Origin of the sequence: Helicobacter labetoulli, from assembly GCF_003670275.1 — a bacterium.
Classification (GTDB): Bacteria; Campylobacterota; Campylobacteria; order Campylobacterales; family Helicobacteraceae; genus Helicobacter_C; species Helicobacter_C labetoulli.
The window spans coordinates 93,933-115,309 of sequence record NZ_QXJF01000006.1; the positions used below are offsets into that span (position 1 = coordinate 93,933).

Consider the following 21,377-nt stretch of genomic DNA (forward strand, 5'->3'; position numbering starts at 1 on the left):
TTCCTTATTTGAGTTTATTAGGATCAAAAAATCGTGCCAACATATTAGAGATAAAATTTATCCCTATGACGATGACAAGCAAAATGACAGCCGTGGCGTAGGCTTGCTCCATATACTGCCCTTCACTTAAAAGCGCATACATATGCACACTTAGCGTCCGCCCAGAATCTCCAAAATCAGCCACTTGTGCTACCGTCCCCGCTGTGTAAAGCAAAGCCGCACTCTCCCCAACAATACGCCCAACGCTTAAAATCACTCCAGCTAGAATCCCGCTTATCGCACAAGGCAAGATAATCACAAAGATTGTCCTAAGCCTCCCAGCCCCAAGCCCAAAAGATGCTTCCTTATACAAAATCGGCACTGCTTTTATCGCCTCTTGTGTATTTCGCAAAATAAGCGGCAATACCATAATAGCAAGTGTCAAAGCCCCAGCCAAAAAACTAAAGCCAAAGCCAAAATAAATAACAAACGCCAAATAGCCAAATAGCCCATACACAATACTTGGAATCCCAGTGAGTGTTTCAGCTGCTACAACGATAAGTCTTACGGCACGAGATTGAGAGTTTGCATACTCTTCTAAGAAAATCGCTCCAAAAATCGCTACGGGTGTAGCAATAAAAAGGGAGAGTAAAACCATAGTGATTGTATTGATAATTGCTGGCATCATTGAGACATTTTCACTTGTGTAGGTAAGCTCAAATAATTTTGGACTAAGGTAACCCACACCATTATATAAAATGTAGCCGATGATAAAGGCAAATGTCGCCACACTCGCAAATATCGCTAAACGCACGATGATATAAAAAAAGAGTGAAAGCCCATCTTTCTGCCTTAGCTCCTGCCATACCTTGCTTAGAGGTGAAAAAATACTTTTTGGTTGTGTCAAACTGCTTTGCCGTGTTTGATTCAGTGCTATTTCACTCATTAGTGTTTCTCCCTTTTTAATACGCTAAAGCTTAGGTTGATAAGCAGGATAAATACAAATAACACCACGCTTGAAGCGATTAATGCCTCTCTATGTAAATCCGCAGAATACCCAAGCTCAAGCACAATATTAGTCGTTAGCGTTCTCACGCCATCGCTTATAGATTCAGGGAATATGGGCTGATTCCCAGCGATGACGATAACCGCCATTGCCTCGCCAATAGCTCTTCCCACACCTAAAATAATACTTGCAAGCACCCCACTTTGAGCCGCCTTTAGCATAACAAAAAACACGACCCTTTCCTTACTCGCTCCAAGGGCTAAGCCCCCTTCTAAATAAGTCTCACTTACAGCCTCAAGGCTTGTTTTTGACACAAGCACAATTGTTGGCAAAATCATAATGCCTAGCAAAAGCGAAGCGGCAAGTAGACCTTTGCCGCTTGTGCCAAGAATATGTGCCAAAAAAGGCACAATCACTATAAGTCCAAAAAATCCATACACAATACTTGGAATCCCAGCTAAAAGCTCCACCGCAGGAGTGATAGCAATTTTAACTTTCTTACTTGCAAAAAAGGCAAGATAAATGGCTGATAGCACCCCACAAGGCACACCAAAGGCAATGGCAAGTGCGGTTACATAAAGGCTGCCTACAATCATAGGAGCAAGACCAAAAATCTCCGCATTTGGCTCCCACAAATCACCAAAGATAAAATCCATAAAACCAATCTCTGCGATTGTAGGAATGGCATTGGCAAATAAAAAGATACAAATCATACCAACGGCTAAAACACAGCCAAACGCACAGAGAGCAAAAAGCCCCTGCATTGATTTCTCCATAAAAACAGATTTAAAACTCGCTGCTTGAATCTTTTCCATTTTATTCCTTATTGTGTTTGGGATTTTAAAAAACAAAGATTCTCAAACACCTTTTTGAGTATGCGTATCATAAAAATATTATGTAAAATCACACAGATTCAAATGTAAAGAAAATGTAAAATCAAAAAAATGCTTAAAATGAAAAGTTTGAAAATAGCCTAAAATATGTGAGTTTAACCCTTTAGAGTTTTGTAAAGTCTCTAAAGGGTTGAGAGAAAAAGTGTAAATCTTACTTTCAATCAAGCAAGATTCTAAAGAAGTTAGGGGAAGTTATTTTACTTCGCTCCATTTTGTTGTTTTACCTTCAAAAATGGCTTTTACTTGCTCTGGCTTAAGAGAATCTATGCCATTTTTTGGATTAACAATCACAGCAAGTCCATCAATAGCAAGCACCTTAGCATTTAGCCCCTTGCTTAGCTCACTCTCCTTAAGCTCACGGCTTACCATACCAATATCTGCAATACCTTCAACCGTAGCATTCACACCTGTTGTTGAATCTGATTGTTGAATCTCAATTTTTGCTTTTTTGTTTTGTTTCAAATACGCTTCTTTGAGCTTCTCCATAAGCGGCGTTACAGAGCTTGACCCAGCAATGACAATCTTGCCTTCGGGATTCTTAAGCTTAAAGCTTTGTGCATCAGTTGGAATATATCCCGCTTTTGTAACAATATCTTGCGCCTCTTTAGAAGTTGCAAAGCTCAAAAAGTCATCAGCCAACGCATTGCTTTTGAGTGTAACAACATTAAAGGGGCGAGACACAGGGTATTTTTTACTTTTCACATTTGCTGCATTTGCTTCAACACCATTAATCTTAACCGCCTTAACAGACTTATTCAGTGATCCAAGTGATACATACCCAATGGCATTTTCATCTTTTGAAACCGTTGTTAGCATTACTGCTGTTGAGTTTGTAATCTCAGCTTTTTTAGAGATTGCATCTACTTTTTTGTCCTTTACTTTATTAAATACTTCAAAAAGCTCAACAAAAGCACCTCTTGTGCCAGAACCATCTTCGCGTGAAATAGGATGAATATTATCATCAGCACGCACAGAGCCAACGCTCACACCAACAATCGCCAAAGCGACAAAACACAAAGCCCAAATCCTACCTGTCAATGATGTAGTTTTCATACGAGTTCCTTATGGAATGATTTTTTGTCAAATTTTTTGACATCAGCAGTGTAAAAAATCTATGTAAAAAATAGCATTTTACAAAGTAAAAAAAATGTAAAGAAACGCATTTGCTTATAACAAAGCATTTTTATATGTTTTTATGAAAGTTTTTATAGATTCTATGCTACATTGTGCGGATTGATTTGTATATGGAATCTTAAGGGAGCAGAGAATGGGACTAAGTGATACACAGAAAAAAGAGATTTTACAAAAGGCAAGAGTGATTGTTATCATTGGGCTAAGTCCAGATTCAAATAAGTCTAGCTATCAAGTCGGGGAATTTTTACTCAACAAAGGCTACGAAATCGTGCCAATATACCCACGAGGTGGGGAGATTCTAGGTAAAAAGGCTTACTTGACATTACAAGAAGCTTTTGAAGCATTGGCACAAAGAGGCGTGCAATGCGATATTATCAATGTGTTTAGAAAAAGCGAGGCTTTAGAAGAGATAATGCAAGAGATTCTAGCTTTAAAAAATCTTAGCTCATTTAATGCACATCATCTATGCGTATGGGTGCAACTCGGGCTTCATAATGCAAAATCTGCTAACCTTGCCAAAGAACACCACATCGCCTATGAAGAGAATAGCTGCATTAAGCTAGAATATCTTAGGATTTTAGAATCTGCACCAGAAGCCTCTATCTAGTCCGCTTAGATCTTTGTAAAAGTGGATTGCTTTTGCATTGTGTTGCTCTAAAAAATGTGTGAGGGCGTTTTTTTGGTCATAGCCTATTTCACACAACAAAAAAGCTTTGCGATTTTTAGCCTCTACAATCAAGGCTTTGAGTATATCTAGCCCATCTTTTCCGCCAAAAAGGGCAATGTTAGGCTCATAAGTCAAAGGCTGACTGATAGGATAATCATCGCAAATATAAGGTGGATTGCTGATGATGAGTTCAATATCTTGCCACGAGCTTGGGAGTAAGGAGCAGTGTTTAAGCGTGATGTTAGAATCTGGGGCAAGGGAGTGAATATTTTTTTGCGTAACTTCTAGGGCTTTTTGGCTAATATCAGTGGCAAAAAAGCGACATTGTGGGTGCAAAAGTGAAAGCGTAATGCTTAAGATACCCGAGCCTATGCCGACTTCGGCAATGGATTCTATATTATGCCTTGTTATAATTTCACTCGCTTTTTGGATAAGAATCTCACTCTCCGGTCGTGGAATCAGCACAGAATCATTGACATAAAAAGTATGCTCATAAAAGCTTGCACTTTGGGTAATGTATTCAATAGGTTTGCCCTTGGTTCGCTCATCAACAAGGGCGAGAAAATGCTCTGTTTGAGTAAGATTCACATTTTGTTTATTATGTGTGTGGAGATATACGCGACTAACTTGCAGCACAAAGCTAAGTAAAATTTCACTCTCAAATCGCGGTTTGAGCTGCAAAGATTCTGCTACTTGTGAGAGTTTTAAAATAGCAGAATCTAAGAGTGTATCAATGGTGTGGGTCATAATCAAGAGCTTTTAATCTTTGTAAAAGTGGTGGGTGAGTGTAATAGAAAAAGATGTATGCTGGGTGGGAGCTTGGGAAGCTTTTATTTTCATTCACTAATCGCACAAGTGCGTTAGCAAGGCAATTTTTGCTTGAGAGACTAGCACCAAACTCATCAGCCTTATACTCCGCTTTGCGACTAAAATATCCCATAATAGGCAAAAAGAAAAAGCCAACCACAGGTGAGATAAGTAGCATAATAAGCAATACTCCAGCTCCATTTTGCACTAAGCCCAATGTGCTAAAAAGGCTTTCTGGCAGATGCCCCACGATGAAAAATAGCACAAAAAGCATACACGCCATAAGAATGATATTTTTGAAAATATCTTTATGCTTAAAATGTCCTAGCTCGTGTCCAAGTATGGCTATAAGCCCATCGGCACTGATTTTATCAAGCAGTGTATCAAACAGCACTACGCGTTTGCTTTTGCCAAGTCCGCCAAAATACGCATTAAGCCGTCCATCTCGCCTAGAAGCGTCAATGATAAATATGCCATTGCTCTTAAAGCCAATGCTATTCATTAAAGATTCTATGCGGGATTTGAGATTCTCATCATTAAGCGGAGTGAATTTATTAAACAACGGGGCGATGAGTGTGGGATAGATGAGATTTGCCAAAATCACAACACCAAGCAAAGCTACAAAGCCTACAAGCCACCATAAAGCGATATTTTCAATGATAAGCACAAGCAAACAAATAATAATGCCCCCAATCACCACGCTTAAAACTAGACTTTTAAGTGTATCAATGACAAAGAGACTAGGCGTTTGCTTAGAAAACCCAAACTTCTTATCAAGGAAGAATGTTTTATAAATTGCAAAAGGTAGCTCAATGATACTTCCAATTATCACAAAAGCTAAGACAAGGGCAATTTCCTGCCACATAGATGAAAATCCACTAAGTATATGTTCAAGCCATAGTGATAAAAATTTTAGTCCAAAGACAGCCCATAGACTAAAGGTGAGAATCTCAAAAAGATGTGTAAAAATATCTAATCGCAATGAGGCGATGGCATAATCCCCGGCTTGCTTATAGTCTTCAGATTCAAGCAAGATAGCAGGTTTGTGTAACTCTAGCTTAATATGTTTAATTTGTAAAAATGCTAGAATAATGCCTGGCAGGGCATAAAGACAGATAAATAAACAAATAAAAGCAATAAGCATAAAAATCTCCTTTGTGAAATAAACACGCACAATCATAAGTGAGAAAATACAAAAAAAGGTAAATTAACAAGCTTTTAACCACTGATTTATTATGATTGCACCAAAATTTTAAAACTAAGGCGGTTATATTGTGGCAGTAAAATATATTTTTGTAACAGGCGGTGTGTTAAGCTCTCTTGGCAAGGGCATTACCTCTTCATCAATAGCGACATTACTTCAACATAGTGGATTTGATGTGTCAATTTTAAAAATTGATCCCTACATCAATGTAGATCCGGGCACAATGAGTCCGCTAGAACACGGCGAAGTGTTTGTAACCTGTGATGGAGCTGAAACAGACCTAGACATAGGGCATTATGAGCGATTTTTAAATAAAGATTTTTATAAAACAAATAATTTTACAACCGGACAAGTCTATATGTCTGTGATTGAAAAAGAACGCAAAGGAAAATATCTAGGCAAGACTATTCAAATCGTGCCGCATATCGTTGATGAGATAAAATCGCGTATCAAACTTGCTGGAGAGGGAAGCGATTTTCTCATCGTGGAGCTTGGCGGGACGGTTGGCGATATTGAGGGTATGCCTTATCTTGAGGCGATGAGACAGATGAAGCACGAGCTAGGAAGCAAACAAGTCATTTCCATTCACGTAACGCTCATTCCCCTTGTGCGTGCTGCTGGGGAGCTAAAGACAAAGCCTACACAGCATTCCGTCCAAGAGCTTAGACGCATAGGCATTTCGCCGCAGATTCTCGTAGCACGATGTGAAAAGAGCCTAGATAAAGAGCTAAAAAGAAAGCTTGCAATGAGCTGTGATGTAGATGATGATAGTGTGATTGTAGCTGAAGATACGGAGAGCATTTATAAATGTCCTTTAAATTTCTTAGAAGAGGGGATTCTAACGCCTATTGCACGGCATTTGGAGCTCAAAGAATTAAAGCCAAAAATGGATAATTGGGATATGCTTGTCAAAAAAATCATCGCACCAAAATCAAGCATAACTATTGGCTTTGTGGGCAAGTATTTGAGTTTAAAAGAATCTTATAAATCTTTGATTGAATCGCTTATCCACGCTGGAGCAAATACGGATACAAAGGTCAATATCAAGTGGATTGATAGTGAATCTTTAGAAGAGGAGCCTTCATTGCTTTATGATGTGGATTCTATTTTGGTGCCCGGTGGCTTTGGTGAGCGAGGGATTAAGGGGAAACTAGAGGCGATACGCTATGCAAGGGAGAAACAAATCCCATTTCTTGGAATCTGCCTTGGTATGCAGCTCTCACTCATTGAGTTTGCAAGGAATGTGCTTGGGATTAAGGAGGCAGATTCTGTGGAGTTTAATCCACAGAGCAAAGAGCCTATTATATATTTAATAGAGGACTTTATTGACACGCAGGGTAACAAACAGCTTAGGACACATACCTCGCCTATGGGTGGGACTATGCGACTAGGTGAGTATGAATGCCATATCAAAAAAGGCACAAAACTCTATGAAGCCTATGGGCAAAAAGACCTTATCAAAGAGCGTCATCGCCACAGATATGAGGCAAATCCAAAATATAGAGAGCTTTTTACTCACAATGGTATGATAATTAGCGGAGAATGTAATGGGCTTATAGAATCTATTGAGCTGGAAAATCACCCGTGGTTTGTGGCGGTGCAGTTTCACCCTGAATTTACCTCAAGGCTGCAAAATCCAAATCCCATTATTTTGGCATTTGTCAAGCAAACACTAGCTCATAAAAAGCAATAGTGCTTAGATTTCGGTTTGCTATATGAAAAACAAGCAATATCTCACAAAACAACAGATTCTTCACATATTGCAATCTCGCGACCTTGAGTGTGGTATCCACACACTGCGAGATTTGCCAACACCACAGAGTTTAAATCATATTGAATCTGCCGCACAAATCATCTCTCAAATTATGGAAAAAAATAAGGAGATTCTTGTCGTTGGTGATTATGATGCCGATGGTGTGTGTGCGAGTGCGATTATGACTCGTTTTTTTCAGACATTGGGCTATCAACACTTTAGGCTTATTATCCCAAATCGCTTTGAAGATGGTTATGGCGTGAGTGCCGCTCTTTTAGAGAAGAACGCTCAAAATGCTGCTGTGGTTGTGAGCGTGGATAATGGCATTACCGCTTTTTGTGCAGGAGAGTGGTGCAAGGCAAGAGATATTCCTTTTATCATTACTGATCATCACACGCCCACGCCCACACTCCCACAAGCAGATGTTATCATAAACCCTATGCTAAAAGATTCTACTTTTATACAAAAAAATATTTGTGGGGCGGTTGTGGCGTGGTATTTTTGTGGGGCGATTAAGCGTAGTCTTGGGGCAAAGATTGATATGGGAATGTTTTTAGAATACCTTGCTATTGCTACAATCGCTGATGTAATGCCGCTCAAAGGTATAAATCGCATTCTTGTAAAAAAGGGGCTAGAATCTCTTAATGCTTCTTCTAGCGTGCTTGCTACCCTTTTGCATCAAGAATATGCGAGGTTTAAAAAGCCTATAACTGCAGAAAGTCTTTCATTTGATTTTATTCCCTTGCTCAATTGTGCTGGGCGTATGGAGAGTGCAAATAAGGCTTTAGAGCTTTTGCTTTCGCCTAGTTTAGCTCACGCTGCTCATATTTACACGGAGCTAAAAAGTCTAAATGCCAAACGCAAGGAGATTCAGCAAGACATTATCCAAAAAGCACAGGAAAAAATTATCCAAACAAATGATTTTGTATTAAGTTATGGGGAATCTTGGCACGAAGGTGTGCTTGGGATAGTGGCAGCTCAACTTGCTAGAATGTATAAAAAAAGTGCTTTTGTGTTGAGCCAAAATGCTGATGTGCTAAAGGGGAGCGGACGAAGTTTTGGTGGGGCAAACTTGATTGCAAGTATCACGCCATTGCAACAATATTGCCTTGGTTTTGGTGGGCATAGTGGGGCTGTGGGATTGAGTTTAGAACTTAATCAGCTTGAGGTATTTGTAGAGAAGCTACAAGAATGTATGGTGTATGAAGAAGCAAGTGATAGGGAGGCTTTTTTTACACTTGGGGCAGAGAGCATTGATAGGGAGCTTTTTAAGATTCTAGAATCTTTTGAGCCTTTTGGCGAAGGGAATCCTAAGCCTACATTTTTGCTAGAAAATCTTACCATACAAGAGATAAAGCCACTAGGCAGGGAAAATAAGCATTTTGAATATACCTTGGTAGATTCTCGTGGAGTTTGTGTAGTGGGGCTAGAGTTTTTAGCACCAACTATGCGTGAAGTGGGACAATGCCTAGATATACACGCTGAGCTTATGTGTGATTATTATAAAAACCGCATTGTTGTAAAAATCCTTGAAGCATTTGTGAAATAGGTAATTTTATCTTTGAGTGTAGTTGTATAATAGAATCTTAGTTTTTTATAAGTTTAATGTATTACTACTATGTCGCTTTCCGTGAGCCTTGTAGATTTTGCTTAGGCTATGGGGATAAAGACCATAGCCTTAAGACTTAGTTAGAAAAAATCACAGAATCTGCTTTTTCCTCGCCAAAAATTGGAGCAAGTGTTTTCTCATAAGCTTCTTTGATAAAGCCTTCATTTATAAGTTTGTTTATTTCCTCATCAAGCCAAGTTTTAAGCTCGGCATTACCCTTTTTAACGGCAGGGGCAATGACATCTTCCTCACCAAGTGTTGGGATACCAACACTAAAGCCCGGATTCTCCATAGCCCACGCAAGGACAAGTGTATTATCGTGTGCGAGTGCATCACCCCTTTTATCCTTTAATGCAAGGAAAGCTTGAGTGTTTTGCTCATATTTAAGCAGTTCAATATCTGGGTGATTTTTACTAAAATACACATCTGCAGTTGTGCCTTTATTGACAATAAGTTTTTTGCCCTTCAGGTCTTCAACACTTTGAATCTCGCCATTTGGAGAGACAACGCCAAGGGAGACCTTCATATAAGGCTTAGCAAAATCAACCGCCTCTTCACGCTCTTTAGTTTGAGTGAAGTTTGCCATAATAACATCTACTTTATTTGAGCGTAAAAACTCAACGCGTGAAGCTGCTTCAGTCAATACAAACTCAATCTTATTTTCATCGCCAAGCAAGTCTTTAGCAAGTCTTTTTGCGATATAAATGTCAAATCCTGCATTTTTGCCATTTTCATCAACAAAGCCAAAAGGTGGCTTATCGCCAAAAACACCCACGCGCAAAACACCATTTTGCTTGATTTGCTCTATGCTGCTGGAGGCTTGAGTTTGAGCTTTGTTATCATTACACGCACTTAACCAAATAACACACACAGCAGCAAATAACGCCACAATCCATTTTTTCATTTTTACTCCTTTGGGATAATATAGGGAAGCATTGATTGTGCCACAAAACAATATAGGGGAGGTAAATATGCTGGGTAAAATACTTTGTGAAATCTATCTTTCCACAATCTTAGTCCCATAATCTCGGTTTCTAGGAATATGTGGAGTGAGATTCTATGAGAAAATCTTGTAGGCTTACTTGCAGATTTTGTAGAATCTAAAACAATTTTTGCCTATCACAAGGTGTTTGGCTCAGTTAGCTCTTATTTGAGAATCTAGAGAGTTTCCTCTTGGGTAAATGCCCCATAACTCATAAGTTTATCATAGCGTTTAGAGAGATATTTGTCGTCTTGGACGATTTCTTCAAGTGATTTAAGGAAGTAAGATTCAATAGCTTTGGCTGCATTTTCCTTGTCTCTATGAGCACCAATAAGTGGCTCATCTATCACATCATCAATAAGCCCACATTTCTTAAGCTCAATAGGTGTAATCTTAAGTGCTTTTGTGGCGGATTCTATTTTTGAGGGATCATTCCATAAAATCGCCGCACAGCCTTCAGGAGAGATAACGCTAAAGACAGAATATTGCATCATCGCAAGTTTATCGGCTACAGCAATCGCTAAAGCTCCACCGCTTCCACCTTCACCGATAACAACAGCAATGGTTGGGGTTTTGAGTTTGGCAAATTCTTGGAGATTCTTAGCTATGGCTTCGCTTTGCCCACGCTCTTCAGCACCAAGTCCGGGATATGCACCTTGTGTATCTACTAGCATTAAAATAGGGATATTAAACTTTTCAGCAAGTTTTGCAGCACGCAAAGCTTTGCGATAGCCCTCTGGGCTTGGCATACCAAAATTTCTCGCTAATTTATTTTTTGTGCCGCGTCCTTTTTCTTCACCAATAACCATTGCTGTTTGTTCGCCAATCTTGCCAATAAAGCACACAATTGCCCTGTCATCTTTAAAGTGTCTATCCCCACTAATCTCATAGGCATCTTTACAAATAAGTTCAATATAATCCATAGCATAGGGGCGGTCTGGGTGGCGAGCAAGCTGAAGCTTTTGATAATCACTTATATTTGAATATACATTAGCCACTTCTTTTTCAAGCTCTTTTTCAAGGATAAATCTTGCATCATTATCACCACGAACAACAGCAGATTCTATATCATCTTGAAGATTCTTAATCTTTTGTTCAAAATCAAGATAAGTTGCCATTTTTTACCCTAGATTCTACCAAATATAACAACACCATTTGTGCCACCAAAGCCAAATGAGTTGCTCATCACCGCATTTACCTTTGCTTGACGTGCAGTGTTTGGGATATAATCAAGATCGCATTCTGGATCTTTAGATTCTTGATTAATAGTTGGAGGCAAGATTCCCTCTTGCATACTCATAATAGAAATAACCGCCTCAATCGCACCCGCTGCACCCAAACAATGTCCAATTTGTCCCTTTGTAGAACTCACAGGTGGGACAGAATCTTTGCCACCAAATGCAACTTTTAACGCCATAGTTTCATACAAATCATTATAAGCGGTGCTTGTGCCGTGTGCATTGACATAATCTATAGAAATATTTGCCATTTTAAGTGCAGCTTTCATTGCACGCAATGCACCTTCGCCTTGAGGAGCTGGGGTTGTGATGTGGTTTGCATCGCCACTTTCGCCAAAGCCGATAAGCTCAGCATAAATCTTCGCACCGCGTTTTTTTGCACTCTCATATTCTTCTAGCACCAACGCTCCTGCACCTTCTCCCATAACAAAACCATTGCGTTCTTTATCAAATGGGCGAGAAGCTTTGAGTGGCTCATCATTCCTATCACTTAAAGCCTTCATAGCAGCAAATCCACCAATTCCCACGGGGCAGATTGAAGATTCAGAGCCGATAACAAGCATCGCATCAGCACCATTGAGCATAATAGTCTTTGCCGCTTCAATAATAGCGTGAGTTCCTGCTGCACAAGCTGTAACACTTGCGAGATTTGGACCTTTGAGTGCATATTCAATAGAGATAAATCCACCAAGCATATTCACAAGGGCTGAAGGGATAAAAAATGGATTAATGCGTCTTGGTCCTTTTTGCTCACAGGCGATGGAGTTTTTCTCAATATTGCCTAGCCCACCAATACCAGCGCCGGAGCTAACGCCAAATCGCTCTCCAAGCGCAGGATTAATAACGCCATTTTCAAGCAATCCACTCTCGTTCATTGCTTCTTTTGCAGCTTTTAGCCCAAGCTGAATAAAGCGGTCTGCCTTCTTTACTTCGCGAGGATCAAGGACTTCTTCAGGGTTGAAGTCTATAATTTCACCGGCAATCTTTACAGGAAAATTTTCCACATCAAAGCAAGAAATTCTTTTAATTCCACATTTTCCCTCAACAATAGCCTTAAAAGAGTCGCTTTTATTTAAGCCTAATGAATTAATCATTCCTAGACCGGTTACCACTACGCGTCGCATATTTTTCCTTTGTAACTAAAATTGTGATTAGAATATAGAATCTAATGTCTTGTAAATCTTCACAAAAACATTAGACTTGGATGGGATGTTATTTATTTGCATCAATATAAGCTACAACATCATTCACGGTTTTAATTTTCTCTGCATCCTCATCAGGAATCTCAATAGAAAACTTCTCTTCAAGAGCCATAACGAGTTCCACAACATCAAGAGAATCTGCATTCAAATCTTCAATAAAGCGAGATTCTGGTTTTACTTCATCAGCATTAACACTAAGTTGTTCTACTACGACTGCCTTTACATCTTCAAATGTACTCATTTTTTTCTCCTTAGTTTTAAACTTAAACCCCGCATTATAGCAAAGATTTGTTAAATGGCAAGTGTCTTTACATATAAAGCCCACCATTGACTTTTAGCACTTCACCTGTAATATATGATGAATGCTCTGAAAGCAAAAATGCCACGGCTTCAGCGACATCATTAGCCTCTCCAAAACGCGCTAGAGGAATATTTTTAAGATAAGATTCTACTGCTTCAGGCTTTAGCTCATCTGTCATATCACTTTTAATAAAGCCCGGTGTAACGCAATTAAAGCGGATATTGCGAGGCGCGCCCTCATAAGCAAAAGATTTACTCATAGCAATCATTCCGCCCTTGCTTGCTGCATAGTTTGTCTGCCCCATATTACCACGCTCACCAATAATGGAGGCAATATTAACCACACTCCCAAATCGTTGTTTGCCCATAATTTTTAAAGCTTCCCTACAGCCAATAAAGCACGATTTGAGATTAGATTCAATCACGCTATCAAAATCACCCACACTCATACGCAAAGCAAGCTTATCATTTGTAATCCCTGCATTATTGACTAAATAGCTTAAAGCCCCATCACTTTCCACAATAGCCTTTAGCCCAGCGACAAATTCTTCCTCAATACTTGCATCAAATTTAATCACAGCTGCCTTGCCGCCGCTAGATTCTATTTCATTTTTAAGATTATCAGCAAGTTCTGGCTTTGAGCGGTAGTTAATCCACACTTTTAGCCCATATCCTGCTAGTGTTTTGGCAATCTGTGCGCCGATGCCTTTGCTCGCTCCTGTGATAAGCACATTACTTCCATTAAATTTCATTTTTTCTCCTTGTGTTTTTATAATAAGACAGAATCTTAGCTTATTTTTGCTAATGCCTTATTTTTCTACACTAAAGCCCACGCTATCAATACTTCCATCTTCGCCTACAATGCTTAGAAAATGCAAACCTTGAGGAAGCAGAATCTTTAGAGTTGATGAGCTTGAGCTATGGATTAGATTCTTATCTAAATACCAAGAGACATTTTGATTTTTGAGATTAGCAATGCGAATGATAAGCTCTTGTTGCCCATTAAAATCTTTGGGTTGGATAATTTTGAGATTCTGCGTAGGATAGATGATTTGAAGCGTTTTTTCCTGCTTGGCGAGATGTTTTTGAATATTGACATTTTGAAGCTTGTAGTAGGTTAGCATATTAAGCGGGAGATTGAGCCTTAGCTGTGGCTTGGCATACATAAAATGCTCATCTTGTGAATCTAGCTCTTTGCCATCATACACAAATACTTTTTTGTAAAATGGCGAGGTGCGTAGGATTCTGGAATCTATCGGAAAAAGAATGTTTTTGGTTGCGTTTTCTGGCAAAAGTGCTTTCATATCTTCACTTAATCTATACGCACTTATTTTATCTACTTCAATATAGGTAAGCTTAGAGGCTGGGAGGCTAAAATTTACATTATTATGCGGAAGCTCTTCTAGGAGTTCAAAAAGCAATGTCCCTGCGGTTTTGACACCAAAAATATTAGGATTTGGTTTGCCTGTAAAGTTTCCAGCCCAAACGACAATAGTATATTGTGGGCTACAGCCTGCTGCCCACGCATCTTTTCTCCCATAACTTGTGCCACTTTTCCACGAAAAAGCCATTTTTTCTCTGTGATAGTCTAAATCCCCCTCGCGTTTTAGCTCTTTAAGCGTTTGCAATGTGAGATATACGCTACCTTGCGTGATATAGGACTTTTCTTCCTTTTTCTCATAGGGCAATGTCGTGTATAAATCCCCAAAATAACCATAATTCCCTAGCCCACGATATAATCTTGCGATTTGTAGCATATTCATCTCTTTTGAGCCAAGTATGAGTGATAGTCCATATCGTGAGGCATTGCTAAGATTAAGCCCTGTCATATCTTGCAAGGCAAAGAAAAATTTTTCATACCCATAAGTTTGAAGCAGCTTAACAAAAGGGACATTGAGCGATTTTTGCAAAGCAGATTCAGCGGTGATTAACCCTTGAAAAGTTTTATTGGCATTTTGAGGTTTGAAGTTGGAAAAAAACATCGGCACATCAACAAGCAAACTTTGAGGTGCAATAAGTCCTTCATCAATGCTTAATGCATATAAAAATGGCTTAAGCAAAGAGCCGGGCGAACGCAGGGCGACCACACCATCAATCTGCCCAAAATTCTCTATATCTAAAAAATCCTGCGAACCAATATAGCTTAGAATCTCGCCACTTTTGGTATCAACAACAAGGGCAGCGAGATTTAAAATCCCAAGTGAAAGAAGCTTTTTGTGATAGAGCTTAATTTTAGATTCTAATCTTGCTTGAATCTGCTTATCAATTGTGCTTGTGATATTGCTTTGTGTGCTTTTTTGGATAAGCTTTAAGCTCAAGTGTGGGGCGAGATTTTTAACAGGCTTTCTACCCTGTGGAATTGGCTCTTTAAGGGAAAGATGAAGGATTGTCTCATCAAAATAGCCAAGACTATGGAGCTTATGAAGAAGCACATCGCGTTTCTTTTGTAGAATCTGTGAATTTTTATGAAGATTAAATAAACCCGGTGCATTTGGTAAGATAGCAAGGAGGGCAGATTCAGCCCAAGTGAGCTGTGTAGAATCTTTACCAAAATACAATAATGACGCGGAGTGATAGCCGATAATATTGCCACCATAGGGTGCGTTATTAAGATACATCGCTAGAATCTCATCTTTATTGTAGGCAGATTCAAGAGCTAGAGCTTGGAATATTTCATTGATTTTGTTGGCATAGGTGCGTTTTGGCTTGAGATAGAGCTTGACTACTTGCATACTAATCGTGCTGCCACCACTGCGTTTTGTTTGAGTGAAGTTATTTTTCACACTTCTTAAAAGGGCTAAAATATCAACGCCAAAATGTTTAGAAAATCGCTTATCTTCATAAGTCAGCACGGCAATTTTTAGTTTATTTGGCACAGGCGTTGGGGATTTGAGATGCCACTGCTCTGCTTGATTTAAAAAAACGCTTAAGATTCTGCCCTGCCTATCAAGCACACTTTTACTATAAACAGATTCAAAAATATCAGCCCTTAAACTTGGCAAGGTGTGTAAAAACTGCACATATACACCCAGCCCATACAAGCAAAAAAGTAAAAGAAAAACTAGGCATAGCACAAGGGCTTGTTTAAAAATAGCACCTAGTTTTTTCACGGCTTAAGCTATTTGACCATAACAGGCATAGAAGCCGTATTTGCCCTAAAGTTATTATCATACATTGCTTCCGCAGTAGCAGGAGGCAGAAGGTAGCTTCCGGGTGTAATGGTGTTAATCTTTACAAACATTTTGCGTGATTGGCTATGAAAATCTAAAAACCACATTATCTTATCATCGCCAATATCAGTGTAAGTGATATGATCATCGCGGACAAAATCAGGCAGATTATCATCATTAAGCCTTGTGTTTTCAATCTCCCAGCCGCTTGGGAGATTCTGCGTAATAGCGACATTTCTAACACTCACAGGCGTGTTGTTATCGGCATTTTTTAGACTTAGCATAAGATAGAAGCTTTGTCCCGAAGCAAGAGTGCTAACATCAATGGGTTTGCCATTTGTATCTAAAAACTCCCTATCAATGGCGATTTTATCCGCACTTGCTTTAATGTCAGTTTCTTCCAAGATTCCATCCCATATATGATTAACATAAAGTGGAAAATCACTTTGAGAAACAAACTCTGCTTTTTTACCATTAAAAGGCAGTTTTATAGAATCTGCACTCTCATAGCTTTTGCCATCAAATTTAAAGCTAAAGTTTTTTGCCTCTTTTTGCTCTTTTGGTATTGTATTGGCAATGGCAAGGAGCGAGTAACCAAGCGTTTGGGTGCTATACCATTTATCGCTTTCAAGCTGCCCTAAAATATAGGAGAGAAGCTCTTTGTGCGGAGTTTTGTAAATATCACCATAAGCGTTTAGAATCATCGCATCATCACGCAAGGTTGAGCCATAGCTAAAGTCATAATATGAGCTATCGCGTTGCTTTGCTTTGGTGGGCAAATCTTTTGTAATTTTATGAGCGATTTCTTCCATTCCTGCAAGTTTGTAAGCCGCAGCAAGAAGCCATTTATCGCTAATTTCAAGCTTTGATAGGTGATGTTCATATACATTGTTGAGTAGCCCAATTTGTGGCTCACCAGCTAAGGAGAGTAGATAGAGTAAATACACACTGCCATTTGCTTGAGCATTGTAAATAGCATAGTTTATCCACTTTTTTAGCACACTTTCAGGCACATAATAGCCTTGATTTTTAGCTAAGAGTAAAAAATGTCCTGCATACGCACTTCCCCAAGAATCTGATTTGGACTCACCTTGCCAATATGCAAAACCACCATCACTTGTTTGGAATGTGCTAATGCGTGCGATTCCAGCATTGATATTTTTTACAATACTTGGCTTGTCTATGAAGTCCGCTTCACCCAATACGCCTAAAAAGAGCTGCGGCATAACGCTTGAGGTAGTTTGCTCAATACAGCCATAAGGATAACGAATAAGCCAACTTAAGCGATGATCTATACTCATAATAGGCTTTTGGCTCACTAGAATATAGCTAGATTCTGAATCTTTTATATAGTTTTTGGGATTTTCTAGGCTAAGTTTTTGCTTAGATGAAAGTGTATGCTTTTGGCTTATGGTCGTGTAGGGATTATTTGGCAAAATATCAATGTGCGTTACATCACTCATTTTAAAATCCCCATTTGCTAGGCTAATCTCTATAAAATCCTGCCCTATGCTCTCTTCACTCACTTTTGCATTGATTTTAACAATTTGAGATTTTTTATCTTTAAATTCCAAAGTGATGTTGTTTTTCTCAAGCTTGATTTTGTCCCCACTTTTAAGTTTCAGTGTTGTCTTACCGACATTTTCTTGTATAGGCAAAACTTCAATGGCAAGTTCAAAACTATCACCTATCTTTAAAGAACGAGGTAAAGTTGGGAGCATTACCACAGGAGCGATTATTTTCATATTTTGAGACTTAGAGCCATAGGCTTTTTCATTCACACCCACCGCCATAATACGCACACTTCCCATATATGCGGGCATTATGTAGCTAAACTCGGCATTGCCACTTTCATCACTCATCACGGGCTTAGAGTAAAACACCACAGGTTTAAATCTTTGTGCTTGATTTAAATCTTTGCGATGTGATGCGCCAACAAACTCATCACCCCCAACTTTTAGAATCTGGTGCATTGTGCCAATATCTCTGCTGATGATAAGATCATAATTATCAAAGACTGAAAGCATAAACGCCATTTTTTGATAGAAATACGCCCACGGATTTGGCGAGACAAAGTCTGTGAGATTAAGTAGTCCTTCATCAACAATAGCAAGTGTGTAGGCACTCTTTTGTTTTTGTGCATTTGAAAGCTTAACTTTAAACTCCGTATTTGGACGAATAGAATCTGGAGCTTGTATATCTAAAGAAAGCTTAGATTCTGCATTTTCAACCATAATGGGCAAGACGCCATAAAGTCGCTGTGAGCGATCATTATCAAGTGTTGCGTAATTTTGCAATAGCGTAATGGCGACATATACATTTGGAGCAAAACTCTCTTTTAGCGGTAGTTCAAAGCTCGTTTGCCCCTCTTGTGTATCAAGCCAAAATTTTTGCAAAATAGTATTGCCCCTCACAATACTTATAAGAGCTTTAGAATCCTTGGCACTTTCAAAGCTAATTTTTGCCTTTTCATTAGAGAGGTAGTTTTGTTTATCGCTTTTGATTTGAAGCTGTGTGAGCTTTGGTGCGTCTGTTGGCTCTCCGCTTTCACTTGCATAAAGGATAACGGCACTTTTTTGATGATTACTCTCATCTTCCACTTCTATGAAAAGCTCTCCATTTTGATGTGGTGTGAAACGCAATAAAGTAGGCTCAAGGGCTGAAGTGAGTTTGCCTTGTTTAATCAATTTGGTATTTTTATCTTGTTTAAAGGAGCGTAAAAACTCATTATAGCTATCATAATCCCACCACCAAGAATAGCTATTTTGATAGATTCTATAAGTGAGTTGGCGATTTGACAAGGGCTTTTGCGTATCGTGAGAGAGTACAATAACGGGCAGGGCAATTTCATTATTAGCACTTACATAAGCTGATGGTGTTTTTATCCCCACAAAGCTATCATACAAGGCTATATCAATCATTTTTCTTGCACTTACATAGCGTCCGCCGTTTTCAAAGATTTTTGTATGAATAAAGGCACGAAGATTTTTATTCATATCCTCTAGGTTCTTTAAACTGAAAGATTGAGATGAGAAGCCTTTTGCATCTAATATGCCTTCCTGCCCATCATTAAAGCTATACTGCAAAGATGAGGGGTGAGTGAAAGTATAGTTTGGATACGCTTTGGCGGAGAAATTTACTCCTTGCACATAGAGGTCGCTTTCAAATTTTAAATCCGCCGCAGGCGCGCCAAAAAGATAGCTTGAATTTATGTCATAAAAGAGTGTTTTGTCATTTTTTTGTAAGGTTTGGAGCGAAAGTGTATCAGGACTTAGAATCTCCGCTCTTATGCGGTCTGACACGACACTTTCTATTGAGAGATTATGCCAAAATTCCGCATTGCCGATTTTGAGCTTTACTCGCCAGATTCCTGTTGGGGCTGATTTTTCACTCTTAAAATCATAATGATATAGCCCAAAAAGCTGCTCTTTTAGCATAAAATCTTCAAGCACAACTTTGCCTTGTGGAGAAGTGATAGATATGCTAATAGGGTGGGTTATGCTTGCATTGTTTGAACGAGCGATAATATTGATATGAGCCACCTCACCGGGACGATACACGCCCCTATCGGTGTAAATATATGCATTGACATTGCTTGTAGATTCTAATCCTTGTGTGTCAAAGCCCTCCAAACTTAAAGGCGAATTGAACCGCAAAATAGTCGTATTTTTGCCTTGAGTAGCATTAAGATACATAATAGTATTGGCATTTTCAAATATGCTTAAACCCTGTGCGTTACTTGTGGATTTAGCAACGATTTGATTTTTTTGATTGATGGCATTGATTTGAACTTGAGGCAGGGGCTTATTACTTGCAATATCAAGGGCTAGGACTTCAAGCTTGTTATCAATCTGTTGGGCAAGCAAAGCGATATTTGAAAAAATGAGATGTTTTTGAATCTTGCCAAATTGATTAAAAAATTGCTCTTGCCTCCAGCTAGAAGTATCTTTAGGAAAGTCATAATCCACCCCATCTTTATCAAAGCTTAACTCAAGGATAAAAATCCCCTCATTTGCTTTAAGGGCTGAAAAATCAAGCTGTGTTTGAATCCACTGATTTTTTTGCATATTGAGTGCAAAGTCTTGTTCAAAGACCACATCGCCTAGTCTTTCAAAATCTGCATAGATTCCCGAACTTTCTCCATAGTCATCATAATAATCATCATAGTCTGTGCGAGTAGAATATTTTGTGCTGCCGATGAGATTTTGTTTGTGAAGATAGGCTGTGATGTTATTTGGATAAATTTTGCTTATTTTAAGTTTGACTTTTTTGACATTTATACTTTTAAAGGCGATTTTTTTCTCTGCTTGACTTGGGAGAAAGACCCCTTGTTGTGAAAATACAATAGATGGGGCGATTTGATTAAACACAATCTGCTCTTCTTTAGAATCTTTTAAAAGCGATTTATCCACTGCAGCAATGCCTTCTTTGACTTTCAAAGTATAGTTTTGTGTGATATTAAAAGGTGCGTAAATTTGTAAGATATTGCCTTGTATGATGGCGGTTGTCTTAAGATTCGGGCTTAGAGAGATAAAATCTTTTATATCTTTATTATCCGCTAAGGGCTGTGAAAAATGCACCTGAATATGGGACTTTTCACTTGAAATAGCTTGTATATCTACAATCTCCAAGCCTTCACTCACGCGTTCATAGTGTAAAACCTCATCTTTTTGCAATCCAAAATAATCCGCTTTGAGCGTGAGCGTATAGCGTGTAGGCTTATCTGTAATGGCGAGATTTTGAGATTGGATAAGTAAAGAGCTTTCATAAGTGTTAAAACCTATGCTAAATTCCAACTCCTTGCCACTCTCATCTTGTAGCGATATGGCTTTGCGTAATGTATCAAAATCCTTTGTTTCACTTGCCCTGCTAAGTGGCGTAATGACAATGGGCTGGGAAAAGCTCACATTGAGTTCAAAGTTAAAACTCGTATCACTTATGAAGTTTGGGGCAAATTGCGAAGTGTGAATCTGTGTAGGCAATGTGCGAAACTCAAGATTGAGCGTGTCTTTAAGGCGGGAGCTTTCAAGCTTATCAAGTTTAAGTTCAAGTTTATATTTGGTATTTGGCTTTAAAGCCCCTTGTGGAAAAACTATTGTCAGCTCATAGGGGGAAAGATAGCTATATTGTGCAAAAATAGATTCACCATTAAGAACAATCTTTTTATCCGCTTCAGTGCTTGGTAACACTGCTTTCAAGGCTTGTGTGCCATTTTCAAGTGTGGCATTCTCTTCTATAATAGGCTCATTAAAAGTGATTGTTATAGAATCATCAGTGCGTATCTCTTGGGAATAAGAACTCACCGATTTATTATCCGAACACGCTAGGGCAAAAAGAGCAAACAAACTAATGACAAAAACAAGCATAATACCGGAGATTCTACCAAACATACAAAGCTCCTAAATGTTGGGGTTATCTTGGAATGGGAGCTTG

The 21,377-nt window shown here is 38.9% G+C and carries 15 protein-coding genes; 3 read left to right on the forward strand and 12 right to left on the reverse strand.

Annotation, left to right across the window (positions count from 1 at the left end):
- Positions 1–4 precede the first annotated feature (4 nt).
- From pstA to EBF12_RS04140, 3 genes are all read right to left on the reverse strand, one after another.
- Positions 5–925 carry a phosphate ABC transporter permease PstA gene (pstA, locus tag EBF12_RS04130; RefSeq protein WP_121726538.1) on the reverse strand — a complete coding sequence of 307 codons (921 nt, stop codon included), beginning with the start codon at positions 923–925 and terminating at the stop codon, positions 5–7.
- On the reverse strand, positions 925–1,800 hold the full coding sequence (pstC, locus tag EBF12_RS04135) for a phosphate ABC transporter permease subunit PstC (RefSeq protein ID WP_121726539.1): 876 nt from the start codon (positions 1,798–1,800) through the stop codon (positions 925–927). Before pstC ends, pstA begins: the two co-directional genes overlap by 1 nt.
- Before the next feature lie 270 nt (positions 1,801–2,070).
- Positions 2,071–2,931, reverse strand: a complete 861-nt coding sequence (locus tag EBF12_RS04140; RefSeq protein WP_121726540.1) for a substrate-binding domain-containing protein — start codon at positions 2,929–2,931, stop codon at positions 2,071–2,073.
- Positions 2,932–3,145: 214 nt separating this feature from the next.
- Between EBF12_RS04140 and EBF12_RS04145 the strand changes: the two genes are divergently transcribed.
- On the forward strand, positions 3,146–3,619 hold the full coding sequence (locus EBF12_RS04145; protein ID WP_121726541.1) for a CoA-binding protein: 474 nt from the start codon (positions 3,146–3,148) through the stop codon (positions 3,617–3,619).
- On the opposite strand, the gene prmC is transcribed toward EBF12_RS04145, so the two are convergent.
- Together prmC and EBF12_RS04155 are read right to left on the reverse strand one after the other, a co-directional pair.
- Complete coding sequence (gene prmC, locus EBF12_RS04150; protein ID WP_244196355.1) at positions 3,590–4,426, reverse strand: peptide chain release factor N(5)-glutamine methyltransferase; 837 nt, start codon at positions 4,424–4,426, stop codon at positions 3,590–3,592. The genes EBF12_RS04145 and prmC overlap by 30 nt on opposite strands.
- Positions 4,410–5,630: a M48 family metallopeptidase gene (locus tag EBF12_RS04155; RefSeq protein WP_121726543.1), complete on the reverse strand. Its 1,221-nt coding sequence runs from the start codon at positions 5,628–5,630 to the stop codon at positions 4,410–4,412. The genes prmC and EBF12_RS04155 overlap by 17 nt, the downstream gene beginning before the upstream one ends.
- A gap of 130 nt (positions 5,631–5,760) precedes the next feature.
- Here EBF12_RS04155 and pyrG point away from each other — a divergent pair, with 130 nt between their 5' ends.
- Both pyrG and recJ read left to right on the forward strand, forming a co-directional pair.
- Positions 5,761–7,383 carry a glutamine hydrolyzing CTP synthase gene (gene pyrG / locus EBF12_RS04160; protein ID WP_121726544.1) on the forward strand — a complete coding sequence of 541 codons (1,623 nt, stop codon included), beginning with the start codon at positions 5,761–5,763 and terminating at the stop codon, positions 7,381–7,383.
- Between the two features lie 22 nt (positions 7,384–7,405).
- Positions 7,406–8,992, forward strand: a complete 1,587-nt coding sequence (gene recJ / locus EBF12_RS04165; protein WP_121726545.1) for a single-stranded-DNA-specific exonuclease RecJ — start codon at positions 7,406–7,408, stop codon at positions 8,990–8,992.
- A 136-nt stretch (positions 8,993–9,128) separates the two neighbouring features.
- Here recJ and EBF12_RS04170 read toward each other — a convergent pair whose 3' ends face one another.
- The 7 genes from EBF12_RS04170 to EBF12_RS04200 all read right to left on the reverse strand — a co-directional run bounded on the left by EBF12_RS04170 (position 9,129) and on the right by EBF12_RS04200 (position 21,334).
- A complete protein-coding gene (locus tag EBF12_RS04170; protein ID WP_121726546.1) occupies positions 9,129–9,956 on the reverse strand; it encodes a cysteine ABC transporter substrate-binding protein in 828 nt (275 codons plus the stop codon).
- 254 nt (positions 9,957–10,210) lie between these two features.
- Positions 10,211–11,152 (reverse strand): acetyl-CoA carboxylase carboxyl transferase subunit alpha, encoded by a 942-nt coding sequence (accA, locus tag EBF12_RS04175; protein WP_121726547.1) that lies wholly within the window; start codon positions 11,150–11,152, stop codon positions 10,211–10,213.
- Between the two features lie 8 nt (positions 11,153–11,160).
- Positions 11,161–12,396, reverse strand: coding sequence for a beta-ketoacyl-ACP synthase II (locus EBF12_RS04180; RefSeq protein WP_121726548.1), 1,236 nt, complete (start codon positions 12,394–12,396; stop codon positions 11,161–11,163).
- Between the two features lie 88 nt (positions 12,397–12,484).
- On the reverse strand, positions 12,485–12,715 hold the full coding sequence (gene acpP / locus EBF12_RS04185; protein ID WP_002957060.1) for an acyl carrier protein: 231 nt from the start codon (positions 12,713–12,715) through the stop codon (positions 12,485–12,487).
- Positions 12,716–12,782: 67 nt separating this feature from the next.
- Positions 12,783–13,526 carry a 3-oxoacyl-ACP reductase FabG gene (gene fabG, locus EBF12_RS04190; protein ID WP_121726549.1) on the reverse strand — a complete coding sequence of 248 codons (744 nt, stop codon included), beginning with the start codon at positions 13,524–13,526 and terminating at the stop codon, positions 12,783–12,785.
- A 57-nt stretch (positions 13,527–13,583) separates the two neighbouring features.
- Positions 13,584–15,884, reverse strand: coding sequence for a penicillin-binding protein 1C (gene pbpC, locus EBF12_RS04195; RefSeq protein WP_121726550.1), 2,301 nt, complete (start codon positions 15,882–15,884; stop codon positions 13,584–13,586).
- Between the two features lie 8 nt (positions 15,885–15,892).
- Positions 15,893–21,334 (reverse strand): alpha-2-macroglobulin family protein, encoded by a 5,442-nt coding sequence (locus EBF12_RS04200; protein ID WP_121726551.1) that lies wholly within the window; start codon positions 21,332–21,334, stop codon positions 15,893–15,895.
- Positions 21,335–21,377 lie beyond the last annotated feature (43 nt).